The organism is Pseudomonas caspiana (assembly GCF_040224095.2).
Lineage (GTDB): Bacteria > Pseudomonadota > Gammaproteobacteria > Pseudomonadales > Pseudomonadaceae > Aquipseudomonas > Aquipseudomonas caspiana.
Window position 1 is genome coordinate 5268652 of sequence record NZ_CP167995.1, and the last position, 22976, is coordinate 5291627.

The 22976-nt window shown below is 58.2% G+C and carries 25 protein-coding genes; 18 read left to right on the forward strand and 7 right to left on the reverse strand.

Features of this window, described 5'->3' with window-relative positions:
- Window positions 1–69: 69 nt before the first annotated feature.
- From urtB to ureC, 10 genes are all read left to right on the forward strand, one after another.
- The gene (urtB, locus tag ABRP31_RS23895; protein WP_349972477.1) at window positions 70–1641 is read left to right on the forward strand and encodes an urea ABC transporter permease subunit UrtB; all 1572 of its coding nucleotides are present in this window, start codon (window positions 70–72) and stop codon (window positions 1639–1641) included.
- Window positions 1641–2720, forward strand: coding sequence for an urea ABC transporter permease subunit UrtC (gene urtC, locus ABRP31_RS23900; protein ID WP_349972478.1), 1080 nt, complete (start codon window positions 1641–1643; stop codon window positions 2718–2720). Before urtB ends, urtC begins: the two co-directional genes overlap by 1 nt.
- Window positions 2717–3577: an urea ABC transporter ATP-binding protein UrtD gene (gene urtD, locus ABRP31_RS23905; RefSeq protein ID WP_349972479.1), complete on the forward strand. Its 861-nt coding sequence runs from the start codon at window positions 2717–2719 to the stop codon at window positions 3575–3577. Before urtC ends, urtD begins: the two co-directional genes overlap by 4 nt.
- A 141-nt stretch (window positions 3578–3718) precedes the next feature.
- Complete coding sequence (gene urtE / locus ABRP31_RS23910) at window positions 3719–4417, forward strand: urea ABC transporter ATP-binding subunit UrtE (protein ID WP_087269730.1); 699 nt, start codon at window positions 3719–3721, stop codon at window positions 4415–4417.
- A 47-nt stretch (window positions 4418–4464) separates the two neighbouring features.
- Complete coding sequence (locus ABRP31_RS23915) at window positions 4465–5304, forward strand: urease accessory protein UreD (RefSeq protein ID WP_349972480.1); 840 nt, start codon at window positions 4465–4467, stop codon at window positions 5302–5304.
- A 130-nt stretch (window positions 5305–5434) separates the two neighbouring features.
- Window positions 5435–5737 (forward strand): urease subunit gamma, encoded by a 303-nt coding sequence (locus tag ABRP31_RS23920; protein ID WP_027902525.1) that lies wholly within the window; start codon window positions 5435–5437, stop codon window positions 5735–5737.
- Between the two features lie 26 nt (window positions 5738–5763).
- Window positions 5764–6306, forward strand: a complete 543-nt coding sequence (locus tag ABRP31_RS23925; RefSeq protein WP_349972481.1) for an N-acetyltransferase family protein — start codon at window positions 5764–5766, stop codon at window positions 6304–6306.
- Window positions 6307–6315: 9 nt separating this feature from the next.
- The gene (locus tag ABRP31_RS23930) at window positions 6316–6849 is read left to right on the forward strand and encodes a GNAT family N-acetyltransferase (protein WP_087269739.1); all 534 of its coding nucleotides are present in this window, start codon (window positions 6316–6318) and stop codon (window positions 6847–6849) included.
- Window positions 6846–7151 carry an urease subunit beta gene (locus tag ABRP31_RS23935; protein ID WP_087269742.1) on the forward strand — a complete coding sequence of 102 codons (306 nt, stop codon included), beginning with the start codon at window positions 6846–6848 and terminating at the stop codon, window positions 7149–7151. Before ABRP31_RS23930 ends, ABRP31_RS23935 begins: the two co-directional genes overlap by 4 nt.
- A 176-nt stretch (window positions 7152–7327) precedes the next feature.
- The gene (gene ureC, locus ABRP31_RS23940) at window positions 7328–9028 is read left to right on the forward strand and encodes an urease subunit alpha (RefSeq protein WP_349972482.1); all 1701 of its coding nucleotides are present in this window, start codon (window positions 7328–7330) and stop codon (window positions 9026–9028) included.
- A 57-nt stretch (window positions 9029–9085) separates the two neighbouring features.
- Here the strand turns inward: ureC and ABRP31_RS23945 are convergent, their stop codons facing one another.
- Window positions 9086–9340 (reverse strand): hypothetical protein, encoded by a 255-nt coding sequence (locus tag ABRP31_RS23945; protein ID WP_349972483.1) that lies wholly within the window; start codon window positions 9338–9340, stop codon window positions 9086–9088.
- A 164-nt stretch (window positions 9341–9504) separates the two neighbouring features.
- Between ABRP31_RS23945 and ABRP31_RS23950 the strand changes: the two genes are divergently transcribed.
- Window positions 9505–10638 (forward strand): HAMP domain-containing sensor histidine kinase, encoded by a 1134-nt coding sequence (locus ABRP31_RS23950; protein WP_349972484.1) that lies wholly within the window; start codon window positions 9505–9507, stop codon window positions 10636–10638.
- A gap of 155 nt (window positions 10639–10793) precedes the next feature.
- Here the strand turns inward: ABRP31_RS23950 and cbpA are convergent, their stop codons facing one another.
- The gene (gene cbpA / locus ABRP31_RS23955) at window positions 10794–11735 is read right to left on the reverse strand and encodes a curved DNA-binding protein (RefSeq protein WP_349972485.1); all 942 of its coding nucleotides are present in this window, start codon (window positions 11733–11735) and stop codon (window positions 10794–10796) included.
- Window positions 11736–12032: 297 nt separating this feature from the next.
- On the opposite strand from cbpA, the gene ABRP31_RS23960 reads away from it, so the two are divergent.
- Window positions 12033–13298, forward strand: coding sequence for an Hsp70 family protein (locus ABRP31_RS23960; RefSeq protein ID WP_349972486.1), 1266 nt, complete (start codon window positions 12033–12035; stop codon window positions 13296–13298).
- Between the two features lie 118 nt (window positions 13299–13416).
- On the opposite strand, the gene ABRP31_RS23965 is transcribed toward ABRP31_RS23960, so the two are convergent.
- The 4 genes from ABRP31_RS23965 to ABRP31_RS23980 all read right to left on the reverse strand — a co-directional run bounded on the left by ABRP31_RS23965 (window position 13417) and on the right by ABRP31_RS23980 (window position 16206).
- Window positions 13417–14427 (reverse strand): AI-2E family transporter, encoded by a 1011-nt coding sequence (locus ABRP31_RS23965; protein ID WP_087269759.1) that lies wholly within the window; start codon window positions 14425–14427, stop codon window positions 13417–13419.
- Window positions 14428–14618: 191 nt separating this feature from the next.
- A complete protein-coding gene (locus tag ABRP31_RS23970; RefSeq protein WP_349972487.1) occupies window positions 14619–14903 on the reverse strand; it encodes a PsiF family protein in 285 nt (94 codons plus the stop codon).
- Window positions 14904–14998: 95 nt separating this feature from the next.
- Window positions 14999–15256 carry a hypothetical protein gene (locus ABRP31_RS23975; RefSeq protein WP_087269763.1) on the reverse strand — a complete coding sequence of 86 codons (258 nt, stop codon included), beginning with the start codon at window positions 15254–15256 and terminating at the stop codon, window positions 14999–15001.
- A gap of 59 nt (window positions 15257–15315) precedes the next feature.
- A complete protein-coding gene (locus ABRP31_RS23980; RefSeq protein WP_349972488.1) occupies window positions 15316–16206 on the reverse strand; it encodes a triacylglycerol lipase in 891 nt (296 codons plus the stop codon).
- A gap of 391 nt (window positions 16207–16597) precedes the next feature.
- Between ABRP31_RS23980 and osmE the strand changes: the two genes are divergently transcribed.
- Together osmE and ABRP31_RS23990 are read left to right on the forward strand one after the other, a co-directional pair.
- Window positions 16598–16936 carry an osmotically-inducible lipoprotein OsmE gene (osmE, locus tag ABRP31_RS23985; RefSeq protein ID WP_087270021.1) on the forward strand — a complete coding sequence of 113 codons (339 nt, stop codon included), beginning with the start codon at window positions 16598–16600 and terminating at the stop codon, window positions 16934–16936.
- A 389-nt stretch (window positions 16937–17325) separates the two neighbouring features.
- The gene (locus ABRP31_RS23990; RefSeq protein WP_087269769.1) at window positions 17326–17859 is read left to right on the forward strand and encodes a bacterioferritin; all 534 of its coding nucleotides are present in this window, start codon (window positions 17326–17328) and stop codon (window positions 17857–17859) included.
- Between the two features lie 304 nt (window positions 17860–18163).
- Here the strand turns inward: ABRP31_RS23990 and ABRP31_RS23995 are convergent, their stop codons facing one another.
- Window positions 18164–20233 carry an AsmA family protein gene (locus tag ABRP31_RS23995; protein ID WP_349972489.1) on the reverse strand — a complete coding sequence of 690 codons (2070 nt, stop codon included), beginning with the start codon at window positions 20231–20233 and terminating at the stop codon, window positions 18164–18166.
- A gap of 289 nt (window positions 20234–20522) precedes the next feature.
- Between ABRP31_RS23995 and ABRP31_RS24000 the strand changes: the two genes are divergently transcribed.
- The 4 genes from ABRP31_RS24000 to ABRP31_RS24015 all read left to right on the forward strand — a co-directional run bounded on the left by ABRP31_RS24000 (window position 20523) and on the right by ABRP31_RS24015 (window position 22974).
- Window positions 20523–20699 carry a hypothetical protein gene (locus ABRP31_RS24000; RefSeq protein ID WP_158099128.1) on the forward strand — a complete coding sequence of 59 codons (177 nt, stop codon included), beginning with the start codon at window positions 20523–20525 and terminating at the stop codon, window positions 20697–20699.
- A gap of 300 nt (window positions 20700–20999) precedes the next feature.
- Window positions 21000–21632 carry a TetR family transcriptional regulator gene (locus tag ABRP31_RS24005; protein ID WP_087269774.1) on the forward strand — a complete coding sequence of 211 codons (633 nt, stop codon included), beginning with the start codon at window positions 21000–21002 and terminating at the stop codon, window positions 21630–21632.
- 170 nt (window positions 21633–21802) lie between these two features.
- Window positions 21803–22303, forward strand: a complete 501-nt coding sequence (gene ureE, locus ABRP31_RS24010) for an urease accessory protein UreE (RefSeq protein WP_349972490.1) — start codon at window positions 21803–21805, stop codon at window positions 22301–22303.
- Complete coding sequence (locus ABRP31_RS24015; RefSeq protein ID WP_349972491.1) at window positions 22300–22974, forward strand: urease accessory protein UreF; 675 nt, start codon at window positions 22300–22302, stop codon at window positions 22972–22974. Before ureE ends, ABRP31_RS24015 begins: the two co-directional genes overlap by 4 nt.
- The last annotated feature ends 2 nt before the right edge of the window (window positions 22975–22976 follow it).

Sequence of the window (22976 nt, forward strand, 5' to 3'; positions counted from 1 at the left end):
GCAGCCTTCGGCAGCTCCTACAGGGATCACCAGATCCACTCGATCTGGACGCCTTTCAGGACACCCGCCATGCCCAACATTCTGTACCGCTTCATCTTCACCCTCGCCCTGCTGCTGCCCGTCGCGGCACAGGCCAGCGATGCCGGTGATTTCGTGGCGGCCAGTTCCGCACAACAAGCCGAACTCCTCGAGAGCTGGGCTGCCCAGCCTGTTGCGGGACGTGTCGAACTGATCAACGCCCTGCAGGAAGGTCGCGTCGCTGCCGACGGCAACAAGCGCGCCTTTATCGAAACGGGCGACCAATACGTCGCTGTCGATGCTGATACTCCAACGACCGATGAACCGCGCAAACTGCGCCTGAATAACCGTCTGCGTGGCTTGATAGAAACCGCACTGGCCAGCCATCAACTGCTGGCCGACGATGCGAAAGTACGTCTGGCTGCCGCGCAGCAATTGCAAAAGTCCGCCCGCCCCGCTCAGTTACCCTTCCTGAGCCTGCGGCTGGCCGATGAAAAAGACGATGACGTTCACGACGCATTAACGCTGGCTCTGGCCAATCTGCAATTGGTCGACACCAGCCCAACGGTGCGTCTGGCGGCCGTGCGCCTGCTGGGAGAAACCGGCGAGCCCTTGGCCCGCACGCGTCTGGAAACCTTGCTGGCACCTGGCGTCGAAACCGACGCCAGCGTGCGTATCGCAGCCGAAACCAGCCTGGCGCAGGTGAAGCGCAAACTGATGGTCGGCGAACTCCTCGGTCAGGCGTTCAGCGGTATGTCTCTGGGTTCTATCCTGCTGCTCGCGGCGCTGGGGCTGGCGATCACCTTCGGCTTGCTGGGCGTGATCAACATGGCCCACGGTGAAATGCTGATGCTCGGGGCGTACTCCACGTATGTCGTGCAGTTGATGTTTCAGCGTTACGCGCCGGGCGCTATCGAGTACTACCCGCTGATCGCCTTGCCGGTGGCATTCTTCGTCACAGCGGCAATCGGCATGGCGCTGGAGCGCACCGTAATCCGCCATTTGTATGGCCGCCCATTGGAAACCCTGCTCGCCACCTGGGGTATCAGCCTGATGCTGATTCAGGCGGTGCGTCTGGCGTTCGGCGCTCAGAACGTTGAAGTCGCCAACCCGGAATGGCTGTCTGGCGGGTTCCAGGTCCTGCCCAATCTCGTGCTGCCGTACAACCGCATCGTGATCATCGCCTTCGCGCTGTTTGTGGTGGTGCTGACCTGGCTGTTGCTGAACAAAACCCGCCTGGGTCTGAACGTGCGTGCTGTGACTCAGAACCGCAACATGGCCGCCTGCTGCGGTGTGCCGACCGGACGCATCGACATGATGGCGTTCGGGCTCGGCTCAGGCATTGCCGGGCTGGGCGGCGTTGCCTTGAGTCAGATCGGCAACGTCGGCCCGGATCTGGGCCAGAGCTACATCATCGACTCGTTCCTGGTGGTGGTGCTCGGCGGCGTCGGGCAACTGGCCGGTAGCGTCATGGCCGCCTTCGGCCTGGGCATCGCCAACAAGATTCTCGAACCGCAAATCGGCGCTGTATTGGGCAAGATCCTGATCCTGGCGCTGATCATTCTGTTTATCCAGAAACGTCCGCAAGGCCTCTTCGCATTGAAAGGACGGGTGATCGACTGATGAACCAACCATTGATGGTGACGGCCGCACAAAAAGTCGGCCCAAAAGGTACGTTGGCTGTGGGCGTGGTCGTGCTCGCAATCCTGCTGGCAATGCCCCTTTTGTCCTTGCTGCCCGCCGACAACAGCTTTCAGGTCTCGGCCTACACCCTGACGCTGGTGGGCAAGATTCTCTGCTACGCCATCGTCGCACTGGCGCTGGATCTGGTCTGGGGTTACGCCGGTTTGCTGTCCCTCGGGCACGGTCTGTTCTTCGCCCTGGGTGGGTACGCCATGGGCATGTACCTGATGCGCGAGGCGGCAGGCGATGGCTTGCCAGCGTTCATGACGTTTCTGTCGTGGACCGAACTGCCCTGGTATTGGGCGGGCACCGATAACTTCCTGTGGGCCCTGTGTCTGGTGGTGTTGGCGCCGGGTTTGCTGGCGCTGGTGTTCGGTTTCTTCGCCTTCCGTTCGCGGATCAAAGGCGTGTATTTCTCGATCATGACCCAAGCCCTGACCTTCGCTGGCATGTTGCTGTTCTTCCGCAACGAAACAGGTTTCGGCGGCAACAACGGCTTTACCAACTTCCGCAGCATTCTGGGCTTCAGCATCAGTTCGCAAGGCACCCGCGCTACGCTGTTTCTCGCGACGGTGATCCTGCTGGTGGCGAGCCTGTATGTTGGCTGGCGTCTCGCGCAGAGCAAGTTTGGCCGGGTACTGACCGCACTGCGTGACGCGGAAAACCGACTGATGTTCTGCGGTTACGACCCACGCGGCTTCAAGCTGTTTGTGTGGGTGCTGAGCGCGGTGCTCTGCGGCCTGGCTGGTGCGTTGTATGTGCCACAGGTCGGCATCATCAACCCGAGCGAAATGTCACCGACCAATTCCATTGAAGCGGCGGTCTGGGTTGCGCTGGGTGGACGCGGAACGCTGATCGGCCCGCTGCTGGGTGCCGGTCTGGTCAACGGCATGAAGAGCTGGTTCACCGTGGCCTTCCCTGAATACTGGCTGTTCTTCCTCGGCGCACTGTTCATCATCGTCACGCTGTATCTGCCTAAGGGCGTGATCGGTTTGCTCAAGAAGAGGAGCGAACAATGAAAACCACTCCGACACCTGCATTCATGCTCGAACCTATCCTTGATCCCAACGCCGATGCAGGCACCAGCCGTGATGCGATTGGCCTGGGTCAAAGCGTTGGCAAAGGCCTGAACACAAGACACGGCACCATCCTCACGCTGGAAGACATCAGTGTCAGTTTCGATGGTTTCAAAGCCCTTAATGATCTGAACCTGTACATCAGCGTCGGCGAACTTCGCTGCATCATCGGCCCCAACGGCGCGGGTAAAACCACGCTGATGGACGTGATCACCGGCAAGACCCGTCCGAGTCACGGCAAGGCCTGGTTTGGTGAAACCCTGGACCTGACGCAGATGAGCGAAGTGGAAATTGCTCAGGCGGGCATCGGCCGCAAGTTTCAGAAGCCCACGGTATTCGAAGCCTTGAGCGTGTTTGAAAACCTGGAACTGGCGCAGAAGACCGACAAGTCGGTGTGGGCCAGCCTGCGAGCGAAACTCACTGGCGAACAACGCGACCGCATCAATGAAGTGCTGGAAACCATACGCCTGACGTCGTCCATGCAACGCCCGGCCGGTCTGCTTTCACACGGTCAAAAACAGTTTCTGGAGATCGGCATGTTGCTGGTCCAGGATCCGCAACTGCTGCTGCTCGACGAGCCGGTAGCTGGCATGACCGACGCCGAAACAGAATTCACCGCAGAGCTGTTCAAGAGCCTGGCGGTCAAGCACTCGTTGATGGTGGTGGAACATGACATGGGCTTCGTAGGCTCAATTGCCGACCACGTGACCGTTTTGCATCAGGGCAGCGTACTGGCCGAAGGCTCGCTGACGGATGTGCAGGCGGATGAACGAGTGATCGAAGTTTACCTGGGTCGCTGAAGCTTCTGGCCGAAGGCCGTAGGAGCGAGGCTTGCCCGCGATAAGGCTGGACGCAGTTCACTTTAGATCGCGTCGCACTTATCGCGGGCAAGCCTCGCTCCCACAGGAGACAACAGCGCCCGCAACAGATGGGAATTGAATATGCTCCAAGTCGAAAAGCTCCATCAGTACTACGGCGGTAGCCACATCCTGCGCGGGCTGTCCTTTGATGTGAAGGTCGGCGAAGTGACGTGCCTGCTGGGCCGTAACGGCGTGGGCAAGACCACGTTGCTCAAGGTGCTCATGGGCCTGCTGCCTGCCAAAGAAGGCGCGGTGCAGTGGGAAGGCAAAGCCATCACCGGCTTCAAGCCTCATCAACGGGTGCATGCCGGGATCGCTTACGTGCCACAGGGCCGGGAGATCTTCGGTCGACTGACCGTCGAAGAAAACCTGTTGATGGGTCTGTCTCGATTTCCTGGCTCCGAAGCCAAGGAAGTTCCCCCCTTCATTTACGAGCTATTCCCGGTATTGCTACAGATGAAACATCGACGCGGCGGCGATTTGTCGGGCGGTCAACAGCAGCAACTGGCGATTGGTCGCGCGCTGGCCAGCCGTCCGCGCTTGCTGATCCTCGATGAGCCTACCGAAGGTATTCAGCCGTCGGTGATCAAGGAGATCGGCGTGGTGATCAAGAAGCTCGCCGAACGAGGCGACATGGCTATCCTGCTGGTTGAACAGTTTTACGACTTTGCCGCCGAGCTGGCTGATCAGTATCTGGTGATGTCCCGTGGCGAGATCGTTCAGCAAGGCCGTGGCGAGAATATGGAAGCCGAAGGTGTCCGTGGTCTGGTGACCATCTGACAGGTATCCGTTAAGGTGCAAACTTTGAACACAACGACAGCGAGCCAATGAATCTTCCCGCCCACACCGCATTGTTCACAGCCAGCTGGCATGCCGAGCTGGAGCTGGGCTATGGGCGTTTTGGCGACAGCACGCGACCGACCCAGCGCCGCCACAAAGGCCCGCTGCGGGTGCAAAAACACCTGTATGCCGAAGGTCCGCAAGTTTGCCAGCACATCATTGTTCACCCGCCCGGAGGCATTGCCGGTGGCGACCGACTGGACATCAGCGCCAGCGTCGGCCCCAATGCCTGGGCGCAATTGACCAGCCCCGGCGCAGCCAAGTGGTATCGCGCGGCGGGGCCTGCGTATCAGCAACTGGAACTGAGCGTTGCGCCCGGCGCGACACTGGAATGGCTGCCGCAAGAAACTATCGTGTTCAGTGCTGCCCAGGCCGAGCTGACCACCCGCATCGAACTGCAGGGCGATGCCAGATTGTTTTACTGGGACGTCGTGGCGCTGGGCAGACCGGCGAGCGGCGAACGCTTCGAGAGCGGGCATTTCCAGGCTCATCTGGATGTGCGTCGGGACGGCAAGTTGCTGTGGCATGAACGGCAACGCATCGTCGGTGGCGACGGCTTGCTCAATTCGCCGATTGGTCTGGATGGCAAAACTGTCCTGGGCACATTGCTGATGACCGGTGAGATCGACAGTGAATTGCTTGAGGCCTGCCGTTCGGTGCCCAATTCGGTACGCGGTGATCTGACCCAACTGCCCGGTTTGCTGGTGGCTCGTTGCCTGGCTGACGAGGCGTTGCATGCCCGGGCCTGGATGATCGAATTGTGGAAATTGCTGCGCCCGGCGCTGTTGGGCCGCGAGGCGGTAGCGCCGAGGATCTGGAGTACTTGATCCTGTGGGAGCGAGGCTTGCCCGCGATAAGAGCGACGCGATCTAAAGTGAACCGCGTCCAGCCTTATCGCGGGCAAGCCTCGCTCCCACAGGGATTGCTAACAACCAAAAAAATTACAGCGGACTAAACATGGATCTCACCCCACGCGAAAAAGATAAGATGCTGATTTTCACCGCTGGCCTGGTTGCCGAAAGGCGTCTGGCCCGTGGCGTGAAGCTCAACTACCCGGAAGCCATGGCCTATATCTCGGCGGCGCTGCTTGAAGGCGCTCGCGACGGACAAACCGTGGCGGACCTGATGCATTACGGCACCACCCTGCTGACCCGCGAACAGGTCATGGAAGGCATCCCGGAAATGATTCCTGAAATTCAGGTCGAGGCAACGTTCCCGGATGGCACCAAGCTGGTTACTGTGCACCAGCCAATCGCCTGACCCCGAACAAGACTCTGGAACTGATCATGAGTAATTCGATTCGCGACGCACTGCCAGCCGATCTGCCGGGCATCCTGGCGATTTACACCGACGCAGTGCTCAACACCACCGCGATCTGGAACGAGCAGCCGGTAGACCTGGCTAATCGTCAGGCATGGTTCGATGCGCGCCAGACCCAGGGTTATCCGATTCTGGTCGCCGTGGATGAGGACGGCCAGGTCACAGGTTATTCGTCGTTTGGCGACTGGCGTCCTTTTGAAGGCTTCCGCCACACCGTCGAGCATTCGGTTTATGTACGTGCCGACCAGCGCGGCAAAGGCCTGGGTCCCAAGCTGATGAAAGCGCTCATCGACCGCGCCCGCCTGTGCGACAAACACATCATGGTCGCTGCGATTGAAAGCGGTAACGCCGCCTCCATCAGCCTGCATGAACGACTAGGCTTCATCATCACCGGCCAGATGCCACAGGTCGGCACCAAGTTTGGACGCTGGCTGGACCTGACCTTCATGCAACTGGATTTGTCTCCCGGTGCATCCGCCCCACCTTCGCAAGCTCCTGTTTCCAACTGAGAGGCGACCATGAATCCTGCCCAGATACGCCGCGTCACGGATGAAAGTTTTGCACACTACCGCCATGGCCTGGCGAGTCTGTTACTGGACGCCGTACACAACGGCGCCTCGGTAGGGTTCATGGCAGATCTGGATGCCGAGCAGGCTTACGCCTGGTGCGACGGACTCCGGGAAGAGGTCGCCAACGGCAACTTGCTGCTGTGGGTTGTGGTTCAGGATGAACAGGTACTGGCCAGCACACAGCTCGCGCTGTGCCAGAAAGCCAATGGCCTGAACCGCGCAGAGGTGCAAAAACTCTTGGTGCTTAAAGAGGCGCGACGTCGCGGCCTGGGCCAGCAACTGATGCTGGCGCTGGAACAAGCGGCGCGTCAGCTCAAGCGCGGGCTGCTGTATCTGGATACAGAAGCCGGATCGCCCGCCGAAGCATTCTATCGCTCGCTGGACTACACCCGTGTCGGCGAGCTGCCCAACTACTGCCAAAGCCCGGACGGCCGTTATACGCCGACCGCTATCTATTTCAAGACCTTGGGACAACCCGCATGATTCCTGGCCAATACCAGATTCAACCCGGCGAAATCGAGCTCAATGCCGGTCGCCGGACCATCAGCCTGAACGTCGCCAACAGCGGCGACCGGCCGATCCAGGTCGGCTCGCATTTCCACTTTTTCGAAACCAACGACGCCCTGACCTTCGACCGTGCCGCCAGCCGCGGCATGCGCCTGAACATCCCGGCCGGCACCGCCGTGCGCTTCGAGCCTGGGCAGTCCAGGGACGTGGAACTGGTGGATCTGGCGGGGTTGAGGCGGGTGTTTGGTTTTGCCGGGCGGGTGATGGGCGATCTGTAATCCCAGATCCGTCCCCCTGTAGGAGTGAGCTTGCTCGCGATCGGCTGCGCAGCAGTCGCAAAAGTAGTGAACAAACCACCGCTGGAAAATCGTTCCGACTTTATCGCGAGCAAGCTCACTCCTACAGACCCCACGTGCCTGCTTCTCTGCATTATTTTTGAATTCAAGGAATCGCCATGAAGATTTCCAGACAAGCCTACGCCGACATGTTCGGCCCTACCGTCGGTGACCGTGTTCGGCTGGCCGATACCGAGCTGTGGATTGAGGTCGAAAAAGACTTCACTACTTATGGCGAAGAAGTGAAATTCGGTGGCGGCAAGGTCATTCGTGACGGCATGGGCCAAGGCCAGTTGCTGGCCGCCGAAGTGGTCGACACGCTGATTACCAATGCCCTGATCGTCGACCATTGGGGCATCGTCAAAGCCGACGTCGGCCTCAAGAACGGGCGCATCGCGGCCATCGGCAAAGCAGGCAACCCGGACATTCAGCCGGACGTAACCATCGCTATCGGTGCTTCCACCGAGATCATTGCCGGTGAAGGCATGATCCTCACCGCTGGCGGCGTCGATACGCACATTCACTTCATCTGCCCGCAGCAGATTGAAGAGGCCTTGATGAGCGGCGTGACCACCATGATCGGTGGCGGCACCGGCCCGGCAACCGGCACCAACGCGACCACCGTCACACCCGGTCCATGGCACATGGCGCGCATGCTCGAGGCGGCGGACTCATTCCCGATGAACATCGGCTTTACCGGCAAAGGCAACGTCAGCCTGCCCGGCCCGCTGGTAGAACAAGTCAAAGCCGGGGCAATTGGCCTGAAGCTGCATGAAGACTGGGGCACCACGCCCGCCGCCATCGATAACTGCCTGAGCGTTGCCGACGAGTACGACGTGCAGGTCGCGATTCACACCGACACCCTGAACGAATCCGGCTTCGTCGAAACCACCCTGGCGGCGTTCAAAAATCGGACCATTCACACCTATCACACTGAAGGTGCAGGCGGCGGTCACGCGCCGGACATCATCAAGGCGTGCGGCTTCCCTAATGTGTTGCCCAGCTCGACCAACCCGACCCGGCCGTTTACCCGCAACACCATCGATGAACACCTGGACATGCTGATGGTCTGCCATCACCTGGACCCAAGCATCGCTGAAGACGTGGCCTTCGCTGAAAGCCGCATCCGCCGGGAAACCATCGCCGCCGAAGACATCCTGCATGACCTGGGTGCTTTCTCGATGCTCAGCTCCGACAGCCAGGCCATGGGCCGGGTTGGCGAGGTGATCATGCGCACCTGGCAAACCGCCGACAAGATGAAGCGCCAGCGCGGACCATTGCCCGGCGATGGTGAAGGCAACGATAACTTCCGCGCCAAACGCTACATCGCCAAATACACCATCAACCCGGCGATCACCCACGGCATCAGCCATGAAGTCGGCTCGGTGGAAGTGGGCAAATGGGCTGATCTGGTGCTCTGGCGCCCTGCGTTCTTCGGTGTTAAACCCACCCTGATCCTCAAGGGCGGTGCGATTGCTGCGAGCCTGATGGGTGACGCAAACGCGTCGATCCCGACACCGCAGCCGGTGCACTATCGCCCAATGTTCGCCAGCTACGGCAGTTCGTTGCACGCCACCAGCCTGACATTCATCAGCCAGGCGGCGTTCGATGCCGGTGTGCCGGAAGCACTGGGGCTGAAAAAGGTTATTGGCGTGGTCAAAGGCTGCCGGTCCGTGCAGAAGAAAGACCTGATCCACAACGACTACCTGCCGAAAATCGACGTCGACCCACAGACTTATCAGGTCAAGGCCGATGGCGTGCTGCTGTGGTGCGAACCGGCAGATGTATTGCCAATGGCGCAGCGATACTTCTTGTTCTGATCAACCGCACGACGGAACAAAGGCAGCCATAAGCTGCCTTTGTTCTTTGCCGGTAACCTATTGTTTGATGCCCGCCAGAAAAGTCTCGTCGTTGTCTAGCAGCTTCAATGCTTGCAGCGTGTCGTTGACAGCCTCAATCAGCCCCAGGTCCTCAGGCGTACTGGTCCCCTCCAGAACCCGCCGCAACGCCAGGTAAAAACCCAGCTTTCCAAACGCCACATCGTCCAGCCTCGCACTCTTGCCGTTGTGAAGCTTTTGTTCGGCCTGATTTATCTGCTCTTCGATAAACGTCGTGAAAGCGGTGGTAAACATGACGGCTCTCCTGCCAGATAGTCCCTGATACCCATCAATCCTAGCCGCTGGTTGCCTCTGTTGTCGGAAATGACGGTCGCCTTTGGTCCCTGTCTCGATACCTGAAGGTTAAAGGCTGTAAGATGCGCCATCCCATTACAGCTCCCGCAGCAAGGTAACCGGCCATGCGCCTCTCGGACTTCATCGTTGCTCACGTAGATCCTATCGTCGACGAGTGGGAAAGCTTCGCCAAAACCATCAAGCCTGCCGCTGACTCCATGACCAGCGTAGAACTACGCGATCATGCCAAGGCGATTCTTCTGGCTGCTGCGCGGGACATGAACACCGCGCAGACCAAAAGCGAGCAGGCGGCCAAGTCCAAGGGTGCGGACCTGCAAAAGACCCCAAGTCTGGACGCGGCCGCAGCCAGCCACGGCGAACTGCGGCACATGGTCGGGTTTGATCTGGTGCAGATGACATCCGAGTTCCGCCATTTGCGCGCCAGTGTCATCCGCCTGTGGGTCGAAAGTCTGAAAACCCCGGATCTGGCCTATTTCACGGACATGATTCGCTTCAACGAAGCCATCGATGAAGCGTTGGCCGAGTCCACGGCGGCGTATGCCGAACAGGTGGCGCGCTCACGTGACATCTTCCTGGCCATTCTGGGGCATGACCTGCGTGCGCCTCTGCAAGCGGTGAGCATGTCCGCCGACCTGCTGGAGCACAGGCAAGAACTGGATGCCAAGTCCCAGAACTACGTTTCGCGGATCAAGAGCAGTAGTCGACATATGGGGGCGATGGTCAGCGACCTGCTGGAATTCGTACGCAGCCGCCTCGGCGCGAGCCTGCCAGTGGATCGCCAACGCATGGACATGGGCATTGCCTGCCGCGAAGCCATCGACGAAGCCTGCGCCGGTAAGCCGGACTCACACCCACAACTTGTTGTTGAAGGCGACACCACTGGCCACTGGGACCGTGGACGTATCGACCAGCTCCTGCAGAATCTGATTGGCAATGCACTGCAACACGGCCAGGGCGAAGAAGAGGTCTCTGTAAAAGTCAGCGGTGAGCATGATCATGTGCAGTTGATCGTGCACAATCTCGGCGACCCTATTTCCGAAGATGCCATCGGCAGCATCTTTGACCCCTTGGTGCGCGCCATCAGCGAAGGTTCCACGCCCAGCGGCCGGTCCACCAGCCTCGGCCTGGGACTGTTCATCGTCAAGGAAGTGGTCAACGCCCACGGCGGCAGCATTACCGTGACATCCAACATAGGTGACGGGACGACATTTACAGTGGTGTTGCCGAAAAACGTCTGACGGGCTGAATAGCAGCTTTATGTGGGAGCCGGGCTTGCCCGCGATACATGAGACGCGGCCAGAAGACATACCGCGTTATTGTTTATCGTCGGAATGCAGCCCAGGCAAGCCCGGCTCCCACAGGGTTTATACAACCCCGCAGGACCGACTTTACCTCACCACTGCGCACGCGGATCAAACGCTGCCTTAGCGGCCAGTTTTTTCCACAGCTCCTGAGTCGCCTCATCGCTGGACTTGGGCATCACCACTTTGATCTGTGCGAGCAGATCGCCACGCTGGCCTTGTTTGTTCGACAGACCATTGCCCTTGATGCGTAGACGCTGACCGTTCTGGCTATCAGGACGGATAGTCAGGTTGATCTTGCCGGTCAGGGTCGGCACGGCAACTTTTGCACCCAAAGCTGCCTCCCAAGGGGTAACGGGCACGGTGATGATCAGGTCGTGGCCTTCGACTTCGAATTTCGGATGTGGCGCAAATCGAATGATCAGGTATAAATCACCGTTTTCACCGCCTGCCACACCCGGCGCGCCTTGGCCTTTGAGGCGAATACGCTCGCCATCGGCAACCCCGGCCGGAATTTTCACGTTCAGGGTCTTGGTGATATCCGCCACGCGCTGACCGCCCGCGTTGTGTTGCGGCACTTTGAAGCTGACCTGTTTGGACTCGGCCGACAGTGTTTCCTCGAGGAAGACTGCCAGTTCCATTTCCACGTCTTGCCCTCGACGGCCCGGATTGCGCGAGCGACCACCCTGCTGCTGCGCACGGCCACCAAAGATGGAGCTGAAAAAATCGGAGAAGTCACCGTTATCAGCACCACCGAAACCACCAGCTCCGGCACGGCTTTGCCAGCCTGGCGGGGCCTGAAACGGCCGACCCTGCTGACCGTATTTGCGTATATCGTCGTACTCGGCGCGCTTTTCAGGGCTGCTCAGCACCTCGTAAGCTTCGCTCGCTTCTTTGAATTTATCTTCCGCGCCAGCTTCTTTGCTGACGTCCGGGTGATACTTGCGCGCCAACTTGCGGTAAGCGACCTTGATCGCTTTCTCATCCGCAGTCGGATCCACCGCAAGAATCTTGTAATAGTCTTTGAAGTCCATCTAATGCGTTTCCCCGGTTATGCCGTGCAGCCTCTATACGACGCACAGCATCCTCTATTTTGAGGTGTTTGGATCTAATACGTTGAGATGTGTCGGCCGTCAAACCCGCCAGCTTGATGCTGCAAACGTTCGACGGCCTGATGTTCTGACAATTCCCAGAAGATTGGGGGTTCGGTCCGCCAGTTCAAGTCAGGCGTACAAATACAGTTATCTACATTTAACCGATGTTTCGCCCTACGCATCCGTCGTGCACTGGCATACACTGCGCGGCCGTTTTTTGACTGGAACGTAAAAGACATGAATGACCAATCCCCGGCCCGTGCCTGCGGTATCGATTTTGGCACGTCCAATTCCACCGTCGGCTGGCTGCGCCCCGGCATGGAATCGTTGATCGCGCTGGAGGACGACAAGATTACCCTGCCGTCGGTGGTGTTCTTCAACATGGAAGAACGCCGCCCGGTGTACGGCCGCCTGGCGCTGCACGAATATCTGGAAGGCTACGAAGGGCGCCTGATGCGCTCGCTCAAAAGCCTGCTGGGTTCCAAGTTGATCAAACACGACACCAGCGTGCTGGGCACGGCGATGCCGTTCAAGGACCTGTTGGCGCTGTTTATCGGCGAGCTGAAAAAGCGGGCCGAAGCCAATGCAGGTCGTGAATTTGAAGAAGTGGTGCTGGGCCGCCCGGTGCATTTCGTCGATGACGACATTACCGCTGATCAGGAAGCAGAAGACACGCTGGCCGAAGTCGCCCGCAAGATCGGCTTCAAGGAAGTGTCGTTCCAGTACGAGCCTATCGCTGCCGCGTTCGACTATGAATCCACGATAAACGAAGAAGAACTGGTACTGATTGTCGACATCGGCGGTGGTACTTCGGACTTCTCCCTCGTGCGCCTGTCACCTGACCGTCGTTTCTACGATGACCGCCACGAGGACATTCTCGCCACCGGCGGCGTGCATATCGGCGGAACCGACTTCGACAAGCAACTGAGCATTCAGGGCGTCATGCCGCTGTTCGGCTATGGCAGCCGGATGAAAAGCCAGGCGTACATGCCGACCAGCCACCACATGAACCTGGCGACCTGGCACACCATCAACTCGGTGTACTCGCAAAAGTCTCAGCTCGCGCTGGGCAGCATGCGTTACGACATTGAGGACACCCAAGGCATCGACCGCCTGTTCAAGCTGATTGAACAACGCGCCGGACACTGGCTGGCGATGGAAGTGGAAGAAACCAAGATCCAGCTGACCCACAGCGAAAGCCGTCACTTGCCGATGGATCGCATTGAGCCGGGCTTGAGTGTGGATTTGAGCCGGACAATGTTCGAAGCCGCCATTGATTCGCAGCTGGAGCGCGTGCGTAACAGCGTGACCGAGTTGCTGCTCAAGGCGGGTGCCGGGGTTGATCAGGTCAGCACCGTGTTCTTTACCGGCGGTTCAAGCGGCATCCCGGCGCTGCGCAACAGCGTCTCAGCCATGCTGCCCAACGCCCGGCATGTTGAAGGGAATATCTTCGGCAGTATCGGTAGCGGGTTGGCGATTGAGGCCAAGAAGCGCTACGGCTAGGAATTACAACACATTACTTTGTAGGAGCTCACGAGCACCGCGAGGCAGCGATGACGGTGTTTCAGGAATACCGCTATCGCTGCCTCGCGGTGCTCGTGAGCTCCTACAGGGAATGCTTCTAGACTAACCCTTCCCGCTGCAACTCGCTCTTCAGGTACGCATAGTAAATCGGCCCGGCCACGACACCCGGCAGGCCGAATGCGGCTTCGAAGAGCAGCATCGCCAGCAGCAACTCCCACGACTTGGCATTGATTTGCCCGCCGACGATCCGTGCATTCAGGAAGTACTCGACCTTGTGGATCACGATCAGGTAGCCCAGAGCCGCCAGCGCCACCCAGATCGAGATCGACATGCCCACGATGAAGATCAGCGTGTTGGACATCAGGTTACCCACCACCGGCAGCAGGCCGAGCAGGAAGGTCATGATGATCAGCGTTTTGGTCAGCGGCAGGTGAATTCCGCACAACGGCAAGACGATGACCAGGAATACCGAGGTGAACGCAGTGTTCAGCAGGGAAATCTTGATCTGAGCGAAAACGATGTTGCGAAACGCTTTGCTCAACAGGCTCAGGCGATCAAACAGCGCAGCCGCCAGCGGCTTGCGAGTGTGCACATCGGAGATGCGCTGCAGGGCGATGATTGCGCCCAGGACCATGCCGATGAGCATGGTGACGAACATGTGCGCCGCACCTTTACCAATCAGCTGCAGCTCGCCGACGTGCTTTTGTATCCATTCACCCAAGGAGATCCGGAATTCCGCAGCACTGGCGGGCAAGTAGGCATCTACAAACGGCGGCAATTGACCCCGGGCGCGATCCACTAACACCATGAACTTGTCCAGCGATGCGCCAGGGTTTTCCGCTTCATGAAGGACAAAGCTGAAAGCGCCGGCGAAGATCAACGCCAGCACACTGACCACCAACGTGCCAAGCAACGCCACCGCGAGCCAGCGCGCACGCTCCCCTGCGATCAGCCTTTGCAGCTTGGGCGTCAGCATGTTGACCAGTTCATACACCAGCAACCCGGCCAACAGGCTAGGCAGCAGTTTGAACGGCAGAACCATCAACAGACCGCCAAATATCAGTATCCAGCTGGCCAACAACACTTGTCGCGAGGAAAACGTTGGCATAGAGCCTCAAGACGAACGGCGCAAAGAGGCAGGCAGTCTGCCAGCGTTCTGAGCTAAGGACCAGTGATCAGACGACCCCATCGGAAACGACTGACAAGCCGATGCAGGAATGACCTGCATCAGGCACCGAAATTAAAGGTTTCAGGGCGCCAGACGGCACAATATCCAGCGCCTGAACCCTGATTGGAAAATTATTTCTTCTTGAGACAATCACTCATAAACGCCTTGCGAGCATCGCCCTTGAGCGCCTGAGTGGTCGCCGTTGCGTTGCAGGTGGTCATCTTCTGTTGCTGTGTTTGCGGCGGTGACGCTTTAAGGCAATTACTCATGAAACTCTTGCGCTCATCCCCCTTCAGGGACTGAGCAGTAGCATCGGCATTACAGGTCGTCATTTTGTTCTGTTGCGCAGTGGCCGCATAACCTTGGGCGCACAGCAACAGACTCACCAACAATAGAGGCGCGCGCAGCATTTTCATTGTTCTTCTCTCCGCAGTGGCCATGCCGACCAGCGTGGCCTGCTTCGGAGTGTAGCCAAATAAAGAATGTGCGAGCCGACATGGTCGGCTCAGGACTACCCGACGTTGCGCGTGTCGAGCTGCAAATCCTCTTCTTCGATGCTGTGAATCGATACGTCGGTTATGCCCGATGCATGGGCCGTTGCTTCATCCACCGCAGTAACGCTCTGTAATTCGTCATCCAGCAACACGTGGTGCTTTTGCGCCAGCTCATGGACCACTTCGATGATTGGCACATCCAGATCTTCGATCACATCGACGTGGTGCTCGCCCGCCAGGGTGTACTCGATTGCATAGTGTTCTTTATCGCTCATTGCATCACTCCAATACCGACCCGACCGGGCGGCAAACTACGAACAACAGCTTTAAACAGCTAAAGGCCCGCAGCCTTGAGGCGCGCGGCGTGCTCAACAAACAACTTCACAGGGTCGACACCTTTGCCAACCAGCCCGAAGGTCTGGTTGACGATGTCGAAATGGTCGAGAGGATAGTTGTCACCAATGACAGTACCGAGGTGAGAACTGAATTTCCCGACCATGCCATCACATTGACCGCGCTCTTTTATGAACGTGCGAGCGAATATTCGACACGTCACGTTGGTGCCATCGAAACGGTTAAGGCCACGGTCACTGAGCCCTGGCTGTAAAGTCCCGGACCATGAGTAATAACGCACGCCGTTGACCAGTTCCTCGCCCTGCCCACCCCATGTGCCTGGTAACCCTTGGGGATATTTACTGTTGAACAACGCCACGCCAGCACTGGTCAGGGACTTGTGCGAGGAAGTGACGTCAGTGGGCAAACGCGTGCCGCGATAACCGGTGTCGAGCATCGCCATGATCCAGACCGTGACGCGCAACAGGGTGTTGAGCAACCAGCCGCGCAGGGTTCGCTCAGGAAAATTTCGCTCCAGAAAATCTGCCAGTTCTGATCCATGGTTGGGCCCGGCAACCGAGGTAACGGATGCGACCAGGTCCGGGCGCTTGGCCGCGACATAACGGATGGTCAGCGCGCCCTGGCTGTGACCGATCAGGTTGACCTTTTCGGCACCGGTCTTTTCCAGCATCTCGACGATCAACGTTATCAACTGCTCGCCACGTACTTCCGAGGAGTTGACCGCCGACACCATCACTGGCGTCACTGTTGCGCCGCCACGGCGCAAGGCCCTGACGATGCCGTACCAGTATGGATAGATCACCAGCCTGACAAAGCCCAATAAACCGGGCACCAGTATCAGCGGGTAACGGGTCGCTTGTTCCTGATTCATGGCGAAGCCTCCTTGCGAGCGATCAGCAAATGGATGACTGAACCATAGCGGCAATTGGCTCAAACACAGGCCCGGCATGGCGCTAGCTTTTATCAAAAATATAACCAGCTGATTTGGAATACTTTTCTGTAGGAGCTCACGGGCACCGCGAGGCAGCGATGGCGGTCTGTCTGATATACCGCTATCGCGGCCTCGCGGTGCTCGTGCGCTCCTACAGGTCCAATGTTTGCTGCGCCACAGCGCGACGTGGAATACGGGCGTCCTCTCCCGGCATTGAGCCGCTCGGTGCGCGGTAGTATTCAAAGGCCATCAAATAATCGAACTCTCGCGCACCTCCATAGCTCCAAGCTGCAACGGGCCAACAATGGCTCAGTCATTGGAGTGGATTGTCATGATCAAGAAGAGCCTCGCAGCAGCTTTCGTTATCGCCGCAGTCAGCGGTTGCGCTAACACCACCGTGCAGAACCCGGTGGATTACGTGACCTATCGCAACGAGCCGCTGGTCAAGCAAGTCGAAGACGGCATGACCGAGCAGCAAGTGCTGACCATCGGCGGCACGCCGTCGACTCGCGTACAACGCAAGGTTCATCCAGGTGTTTGCAATAACTACGTGATGAATAAAGATGGCCACGAACAGGTCTATCACGTCAGCTTCGACGCCAACGGTCGCGTGGATCACAAGGGTTTCATGACCTGCGAGCAACGCGAAGCCAACGAACGCGCCATGTAAGACGCTCGTTGAAACGCAAAAGCCCGATGCATATGCATCGGGCTTTTTATTGGGCGTTGCTTTTACAGGTGCAGCCTGACGGCTTTAGAAAACCAGCTTGAACAGGGCGATGACCACAATCAGGCCGATCAGGAAGATGATGCCGATGGTGCTGCCGAGGAACTTGAGCATTGTGTATCTCCATATATTTTCGTCTCAAGGTTGGGACCGCGACGTGCAACAGTCGTTTCCTAATATTTTGTTCATGGACCGATGACGCAAAAGAATAAAACTTTTCCCGAAGCTGACCACTCACACCTATTACCGATCATGCCGGGCGCCACTCAACGCAGTAGAAGACTGGCGCATCAAGAGCGAGACGGATACCGGATTAGCTTTGGAGATAAACCATGAATCAAGCCCAGCAATTGTCTGATGTGAGCACCCTGCGCGAGCGTGCGCGTCATAACGTGGAAAACGGTGCAGTGACCGAAGGTTACAGCGCCGATCGTGAAACGGTACTGCGCCTGCTGAACGAATCACTGGCGACCGAGTTGGTGTGCGTGCTGCGTTACAAGCGCCACTACTATATGGCGACCGGCCTCAAGGCTAGCGTTGCTGCTGCCGAGTTTCTGGAGCACGCACAGCAGGAAGCCGAACACGCGGATTTGCTGGCCGAACGTATTGTGCAGTTGGGTGGCGAGCCGGAGTTCAACCCGGACACCCTGTCCAAGAACTCCCACGCTCAGTACGTGGCAGGCACAACGCTGAAAGAAATGGTCTACGAAGACCTGGTGGCTGAACGTATCGCCATCGATAGCTACAGCGAAATCATCAAATACATCGGCGAAGACGACCCGACAACCCGTCGTATCTTCGAAACCATCCTGGCGCAGGAAGAAGAACACGCCGACGACATGGCGGATATTCTCAACGACCTGTGATGGGTGAGTTGTGATGCAAAAAGCCAGGACTGAGTCCTGGCTTTTTTGTGCCTGCCAACGCGAAGAACTGTAGGACCGGCTTTAGCCGGGAGGGCGATATTTCGGCCTTAGGCAATCTAGCGAATCCCCCGACGTCCTCCCGGCTGAAGCGGAACGCCGCCCGGCCAGTCCTACGCAGTAGTGCGGTCTATGTGGGAGCCGAGCTTGCTCGCGATGAACGATGACGGGGTACGGCTATGAAACCGGGTCGCCAATATCGCGAGCAAGCTCAGCTCCCACAAACAAAGCGTGGTGCGCCCTGGTTCTATTGAACCGTCTTCGGTGCTTTGCCCGCTTTCATCTGTTCCAGCAACGGCGCGCATTGGTTGGGTTCTTCACCACTGCTTGGCGCAACCAGTGCCAGCAAGCCGGCCGCCGGGCCTATCGCTGCTCCCAGCAATACCATCCCTGCTCCGCGCAACAGCAACGGCCCGGACTGCACACCCGCATTCGGTTTGGCGAACGGTCCGCGTACGTACAGAGGGGACCGCAACGAGAACACGCGGAAGCCTTTCGACTCAGGCTTGACGCTCAAATCCAGCTGCTCGGTTTTGAAGTTGGCAGTGCCATCAATGAAGATGATCGCGTTCTCGGTATCGAATACAAACAGACGAGGCGTCGCCAGACCGTCTTTGATCCCCACATCAGACGCTGCGCAGTTGATCTTGACGTCCTGATCGCCGAACAGCTTGCCCACCACATAGTTACCGACGTTGAGCCCGGCGATTTCCATCAGGCCGCGGCTGATCGCGCCGTCATTGACCAGCATCTTCAAGTCACCATTGGCAGTACCCAGCAACGCAGCAACCGAGTTGCCCTTGCCGCTGATATCGGCATCACCGGCCAGCTCACCAAAGCTGGTTTTCATCGGTTCAAAAGTCGGGAACAGTTGCTTGAGTTTGAGATTGCGCGCAGAGAGCTTCGCCCTGCCTTGCAACGGCTTGCTACGGCCATCCAGACGAATGTCGGCGTCCAGCTTGCCACCCGCAACACCAAAGCGCAGCGGTTGCAGGCTCAGTTGGCCGTCGTTCAGCACAACGTGCGTGTAGAGATCAGAAAACGGCAGGTCCGGGCTTTGCACGATGCGCTTGCCGGTGAACTCGACATCGGCGTCCATGGCACGCCAGCGGTCGGTCTGGAATTCTTCCACAGGCAACAACTTGCCCGATGGCTGCTTGCTTTCCCCACCGCGTTTCTTCTGCGCGGCGTTGGAGTCCGCACCGATCAACGGCGCCAGGTCAGTGAACAGCAATTGATTGGAAACCAGCGCGCCAGTAAGTTTCGGCCTTGGCTGACTGGCGACAAAGCCCAGATCGCCATGAATGTCGCTGTTGCCGATTTTGCCGTTGAAGCCTTCGTAACGGAAGTTAGCACCCGCCGGATCATGAATTTTGGCGATCAACCGACCATCAGTGGAGTAAGCCGGCGAGTCGGGCAGGGTCACACCCGTCAGCGGATACAAATTGCTCAGGCTGCTGCCTGACAACTTCAGGCGCAGATCAAGTGCGCCGAGGTTCTGCGGATCAGTCACGGTACCCGCGACAGCCGCGTTGGTATCACCGATATGCGCATCGACCTGAACCGGGAATGGCTGAGCGGCATCCTTGAGCGCCAGCAGCCCGCCGAGCTTGCCGCTGCCGTTGAGCTTCTGGCCTTTATATTGGCCTTTGAAGGTCACGCCGAACGCGTAGTCCTGTGGCCTTACGCCCTTGTCTTCAGCCTTCTTCGCCTCATTGCTGCCAACGATGTCGCTGAATGGAATCGGCTTGCCCAGCGGGTCAATAACCAGATCCACCTGAGTGTTAAGGGTCTGGTCATTGAAGCTCACCAAGCCTTTGTCGAATTTGATCGCACCGATGTCCAGCACCCAACTGGAAGGCTCGGCATTCGGGTCCGATTTGGGCATATCGAAAACCCAATTCGCGCGGCCATCGGCCAGGCGCTCAAGTTTTGCATCCGGCCCGGTCAGATCAATGCGCGGGATCACGACATGCTGCACGATCAATGGCAAAGGCGAGAGACGAAATTCGACGCGTTTAAGAGTGACCATCTGTGGCGTTTTCGACCACTCAGGGTTACCCAGGCTCAGGTCTTCAGCCACGAAATGCGGCCATGGCACCCATGCCCGCCAGCCGCCCTCCTCGGGTTCGCGACCCCAGATCACCGCCAGGTTGCCATTGATCGCGAAGGGACGATGCAACGCTTCACTGACTTTTTCGTTGAGCGTCGGCTTGATGCGGTTCCAGTCAAAAGTGGCGATCACAACGACCAATACGGCCAGCACCAACAACAGAATGGCACCGGTCCAGGCAAAAATTTTACGGCTGCGCGTCATTGCATGACTCTCCAGATAACAACAGCCCGGCCCTGGCCTGTTGCATACGACTTTGAACTTCGACTGACAAAAACCCTGAGGGTTTGATCGGATGTGCAAATTACAGCATAGGGCTGAAAACCCAAGCCTCCATATCGAGCGCAGCGTGCAAGCCACAGCCCGCAAGGGCTGGAGGATCAATCAATATTGTTGATTTTCACCATTAGGAATACGAACTTTTATATCGACAGGCCGGGAGTAATATCGCTGCCATACACCACCCCGGAAGCTCTTGAGAGGAGCGAATACCATGAAACGCCACGTATGGCTTGCACTGACCCTTTCCATTCTGGCCGCTAACGTCTGGGCTGTACCCGCGCCTGAGCGCGAGCCAAGCGCTGAAGTGAAGATGGGCATGCAGACCTTGCACGAGACGATCGCGCAGGATGGCCATGCGCAGTTGATCAAGCAGTTTCAGCGGGTTTAGAAGCTGAAAATCTCCCATCCAGACAATATTCAACTATTTGATTTGGAATCCTTTTTTATCCTGCAGGAGCGCGCTTGCCCGCGATTCGGTATGTCAGTCGATAAATATGTCGGCTGCACTGAAGCTATCGCGGGCAAGCGCGCTCCTACAGGTCCTGTGTTTGCCTCGCGACAGCGGCGGCTTAGACGAGGTGGCAGCGCCTGCGGGTGACCGATCAACCGCCCCAGGCTAAAACCCCTTCGACGCATCCAAAGCGCATTTGCTAAAGTGCTGACTGTCATCTCTGATTTGTCTACCGTCATGCTGCCCCGCGCCGAACAGAAACAACAGACCCGCCACGCCCTGCTTAACGCGGCTCATACGCTGATGGAAAGCGGGCGCGGTTTCGGCAGCCTGAGCTTGCGGGAAGTGGCGCGTACCGCAGGCATCGTCCCTACGGGTTTCTATCGCCACTTCGACGACATGGACCAATTGGGTCTGGCATTGGTCAGCGAGGTCGGCCAGACATTTCGCGAAACCCTGCGTCTGGTACGGCACAACGAATTCGTCATGGGCGGCCTGATCGAAGCCTCGGTACGGATCTTTCTCGATGTCGTTGCAGCCAAGCGTGCGCAGTTCCTGTTTCTGGCTCGTGAGCAATACGGTGGCTCGCGGCAGGTGCGGCAAGCGCTTTGTGCGTTGCGGGACGGGATAAGCACTGACCTTGCGACAGACTTGGGCACCATGCCCAAATGGCAGCATCTGGATAGCGCAGCACTGTCGATCCTGGCTGACCTGGTCGTCAAAAGCGTATTCGCCATGCTCCCCGAGCTGATCGACCCACCGAGTGACGCGCTGCCTGCGCATCTGAAGCCTCAAGCCAAGATCACCCACCAACTGCGTTTCATTTTCAGCGGCGCCAAGCACTGGCGTGGTCTGCCCAACGCCGAATAACTTCAGTCGATCCATATTGGTGCAATCCATCCAGACAGCACCGTTTTGGGTCGATATATCCACCTCCGCGTTCCGTTCCTGCCTTTTCCGTCAGCTTTTTCCTACGTCCTGCACTGTTGGCAAGCCCCTTGCTCTGATTTGAAGCATCGCAAATAGCTGGATGCCTTCTGATGCTGGTGATTCACAAAAGAATCGAATCTCAAACCGAATGGGCTGCCGAGCTGCATTTGAATTTCGAAGCCCGCAGCAAAAGCCGCCTGCGTTGCTATAGCGCTGACGGTGAAGATGTTGGCCTGTTCCTGGAACGTGGTCAGCAACCACTTCACGACGGTGAATTTCTACAGGCTGAAGACGGACGCATCGTCCGTGTGTGCGCCCGCCCTGAGCAATTGATGCACGTCACCTGCAGCAGCACCTTCGAACTGACCCGCGCCGCCTACCATTTGGGCAACCGTCACGTCGCGCTGCAAGTGGGTGACGGCTGGCTGCGCTTGCTCGACGACTATGTGCTCAAGGCAATGCTCGATCAGTTGGGCGCAACAACGGAATCGATCGAAGCGCCTTTCTCGCCAGAAACCGGGGCGTATGGCGGCGGTCATCATCACTCCCGAGCGGGTGAAGAAGACTTCAACTATTCGCCGAAACTGCACCAGTTTGGCGTGCGCATATGAACAGCGCCTGGGCGCTGCTGCGCCTGGCCAGTCCGCAATTACCGATTGGCGGCTACAGCTATTCCCAAGGCCTGGAAATGGCTGTGGAAAACCAACGAGTGGTTGATCCGTCCAGCGCATCACGCTGGATCGGCGACCAGTTGCTGCTCAACCTCGCCCGCTTCGAAGCTCCGCTGCTGCTCGCTCATTGCGTAGCCGCGGCAGACGAAAACTGGTGCCAACTGCTGCAACTGAGCGACGAACATCGCGCCAGCCGCGAAACCCGCGAGCTGAATCTGGAGAGCCGACAAATGGGCTACTCCTTGAAGCAGTTGCTCATCGGGCTGCCTGAGCTTGATCACACCGCGCGCGAGTTTCTGGCGCAAACCGAAGAGCCGCATCTGGCGCTGGGTTGGGCCCTGGCTGCCCGTGCCTGGCAGATCAGCCCGCAGGACGCTTTGGCTGCCTGGTTGTGGAGCTGGCTGGAAAACCAGCTCGCGGTCCTGATGAAAACCTTGCCGCTGGGTCAACAGGCTGCGCAACGCCTGACCAGCGAATTGCTGCCGTTGCTGCAACAAGCTCAACAGCACGCTACAAACCTTGATCCACAGCATATTGGCAGTGCCGCTTTCGGTCTGTCGTTGGCGAGCATGGCCCATGAACGCCAATACAGCCGACTGTTTCGGTCCTGATC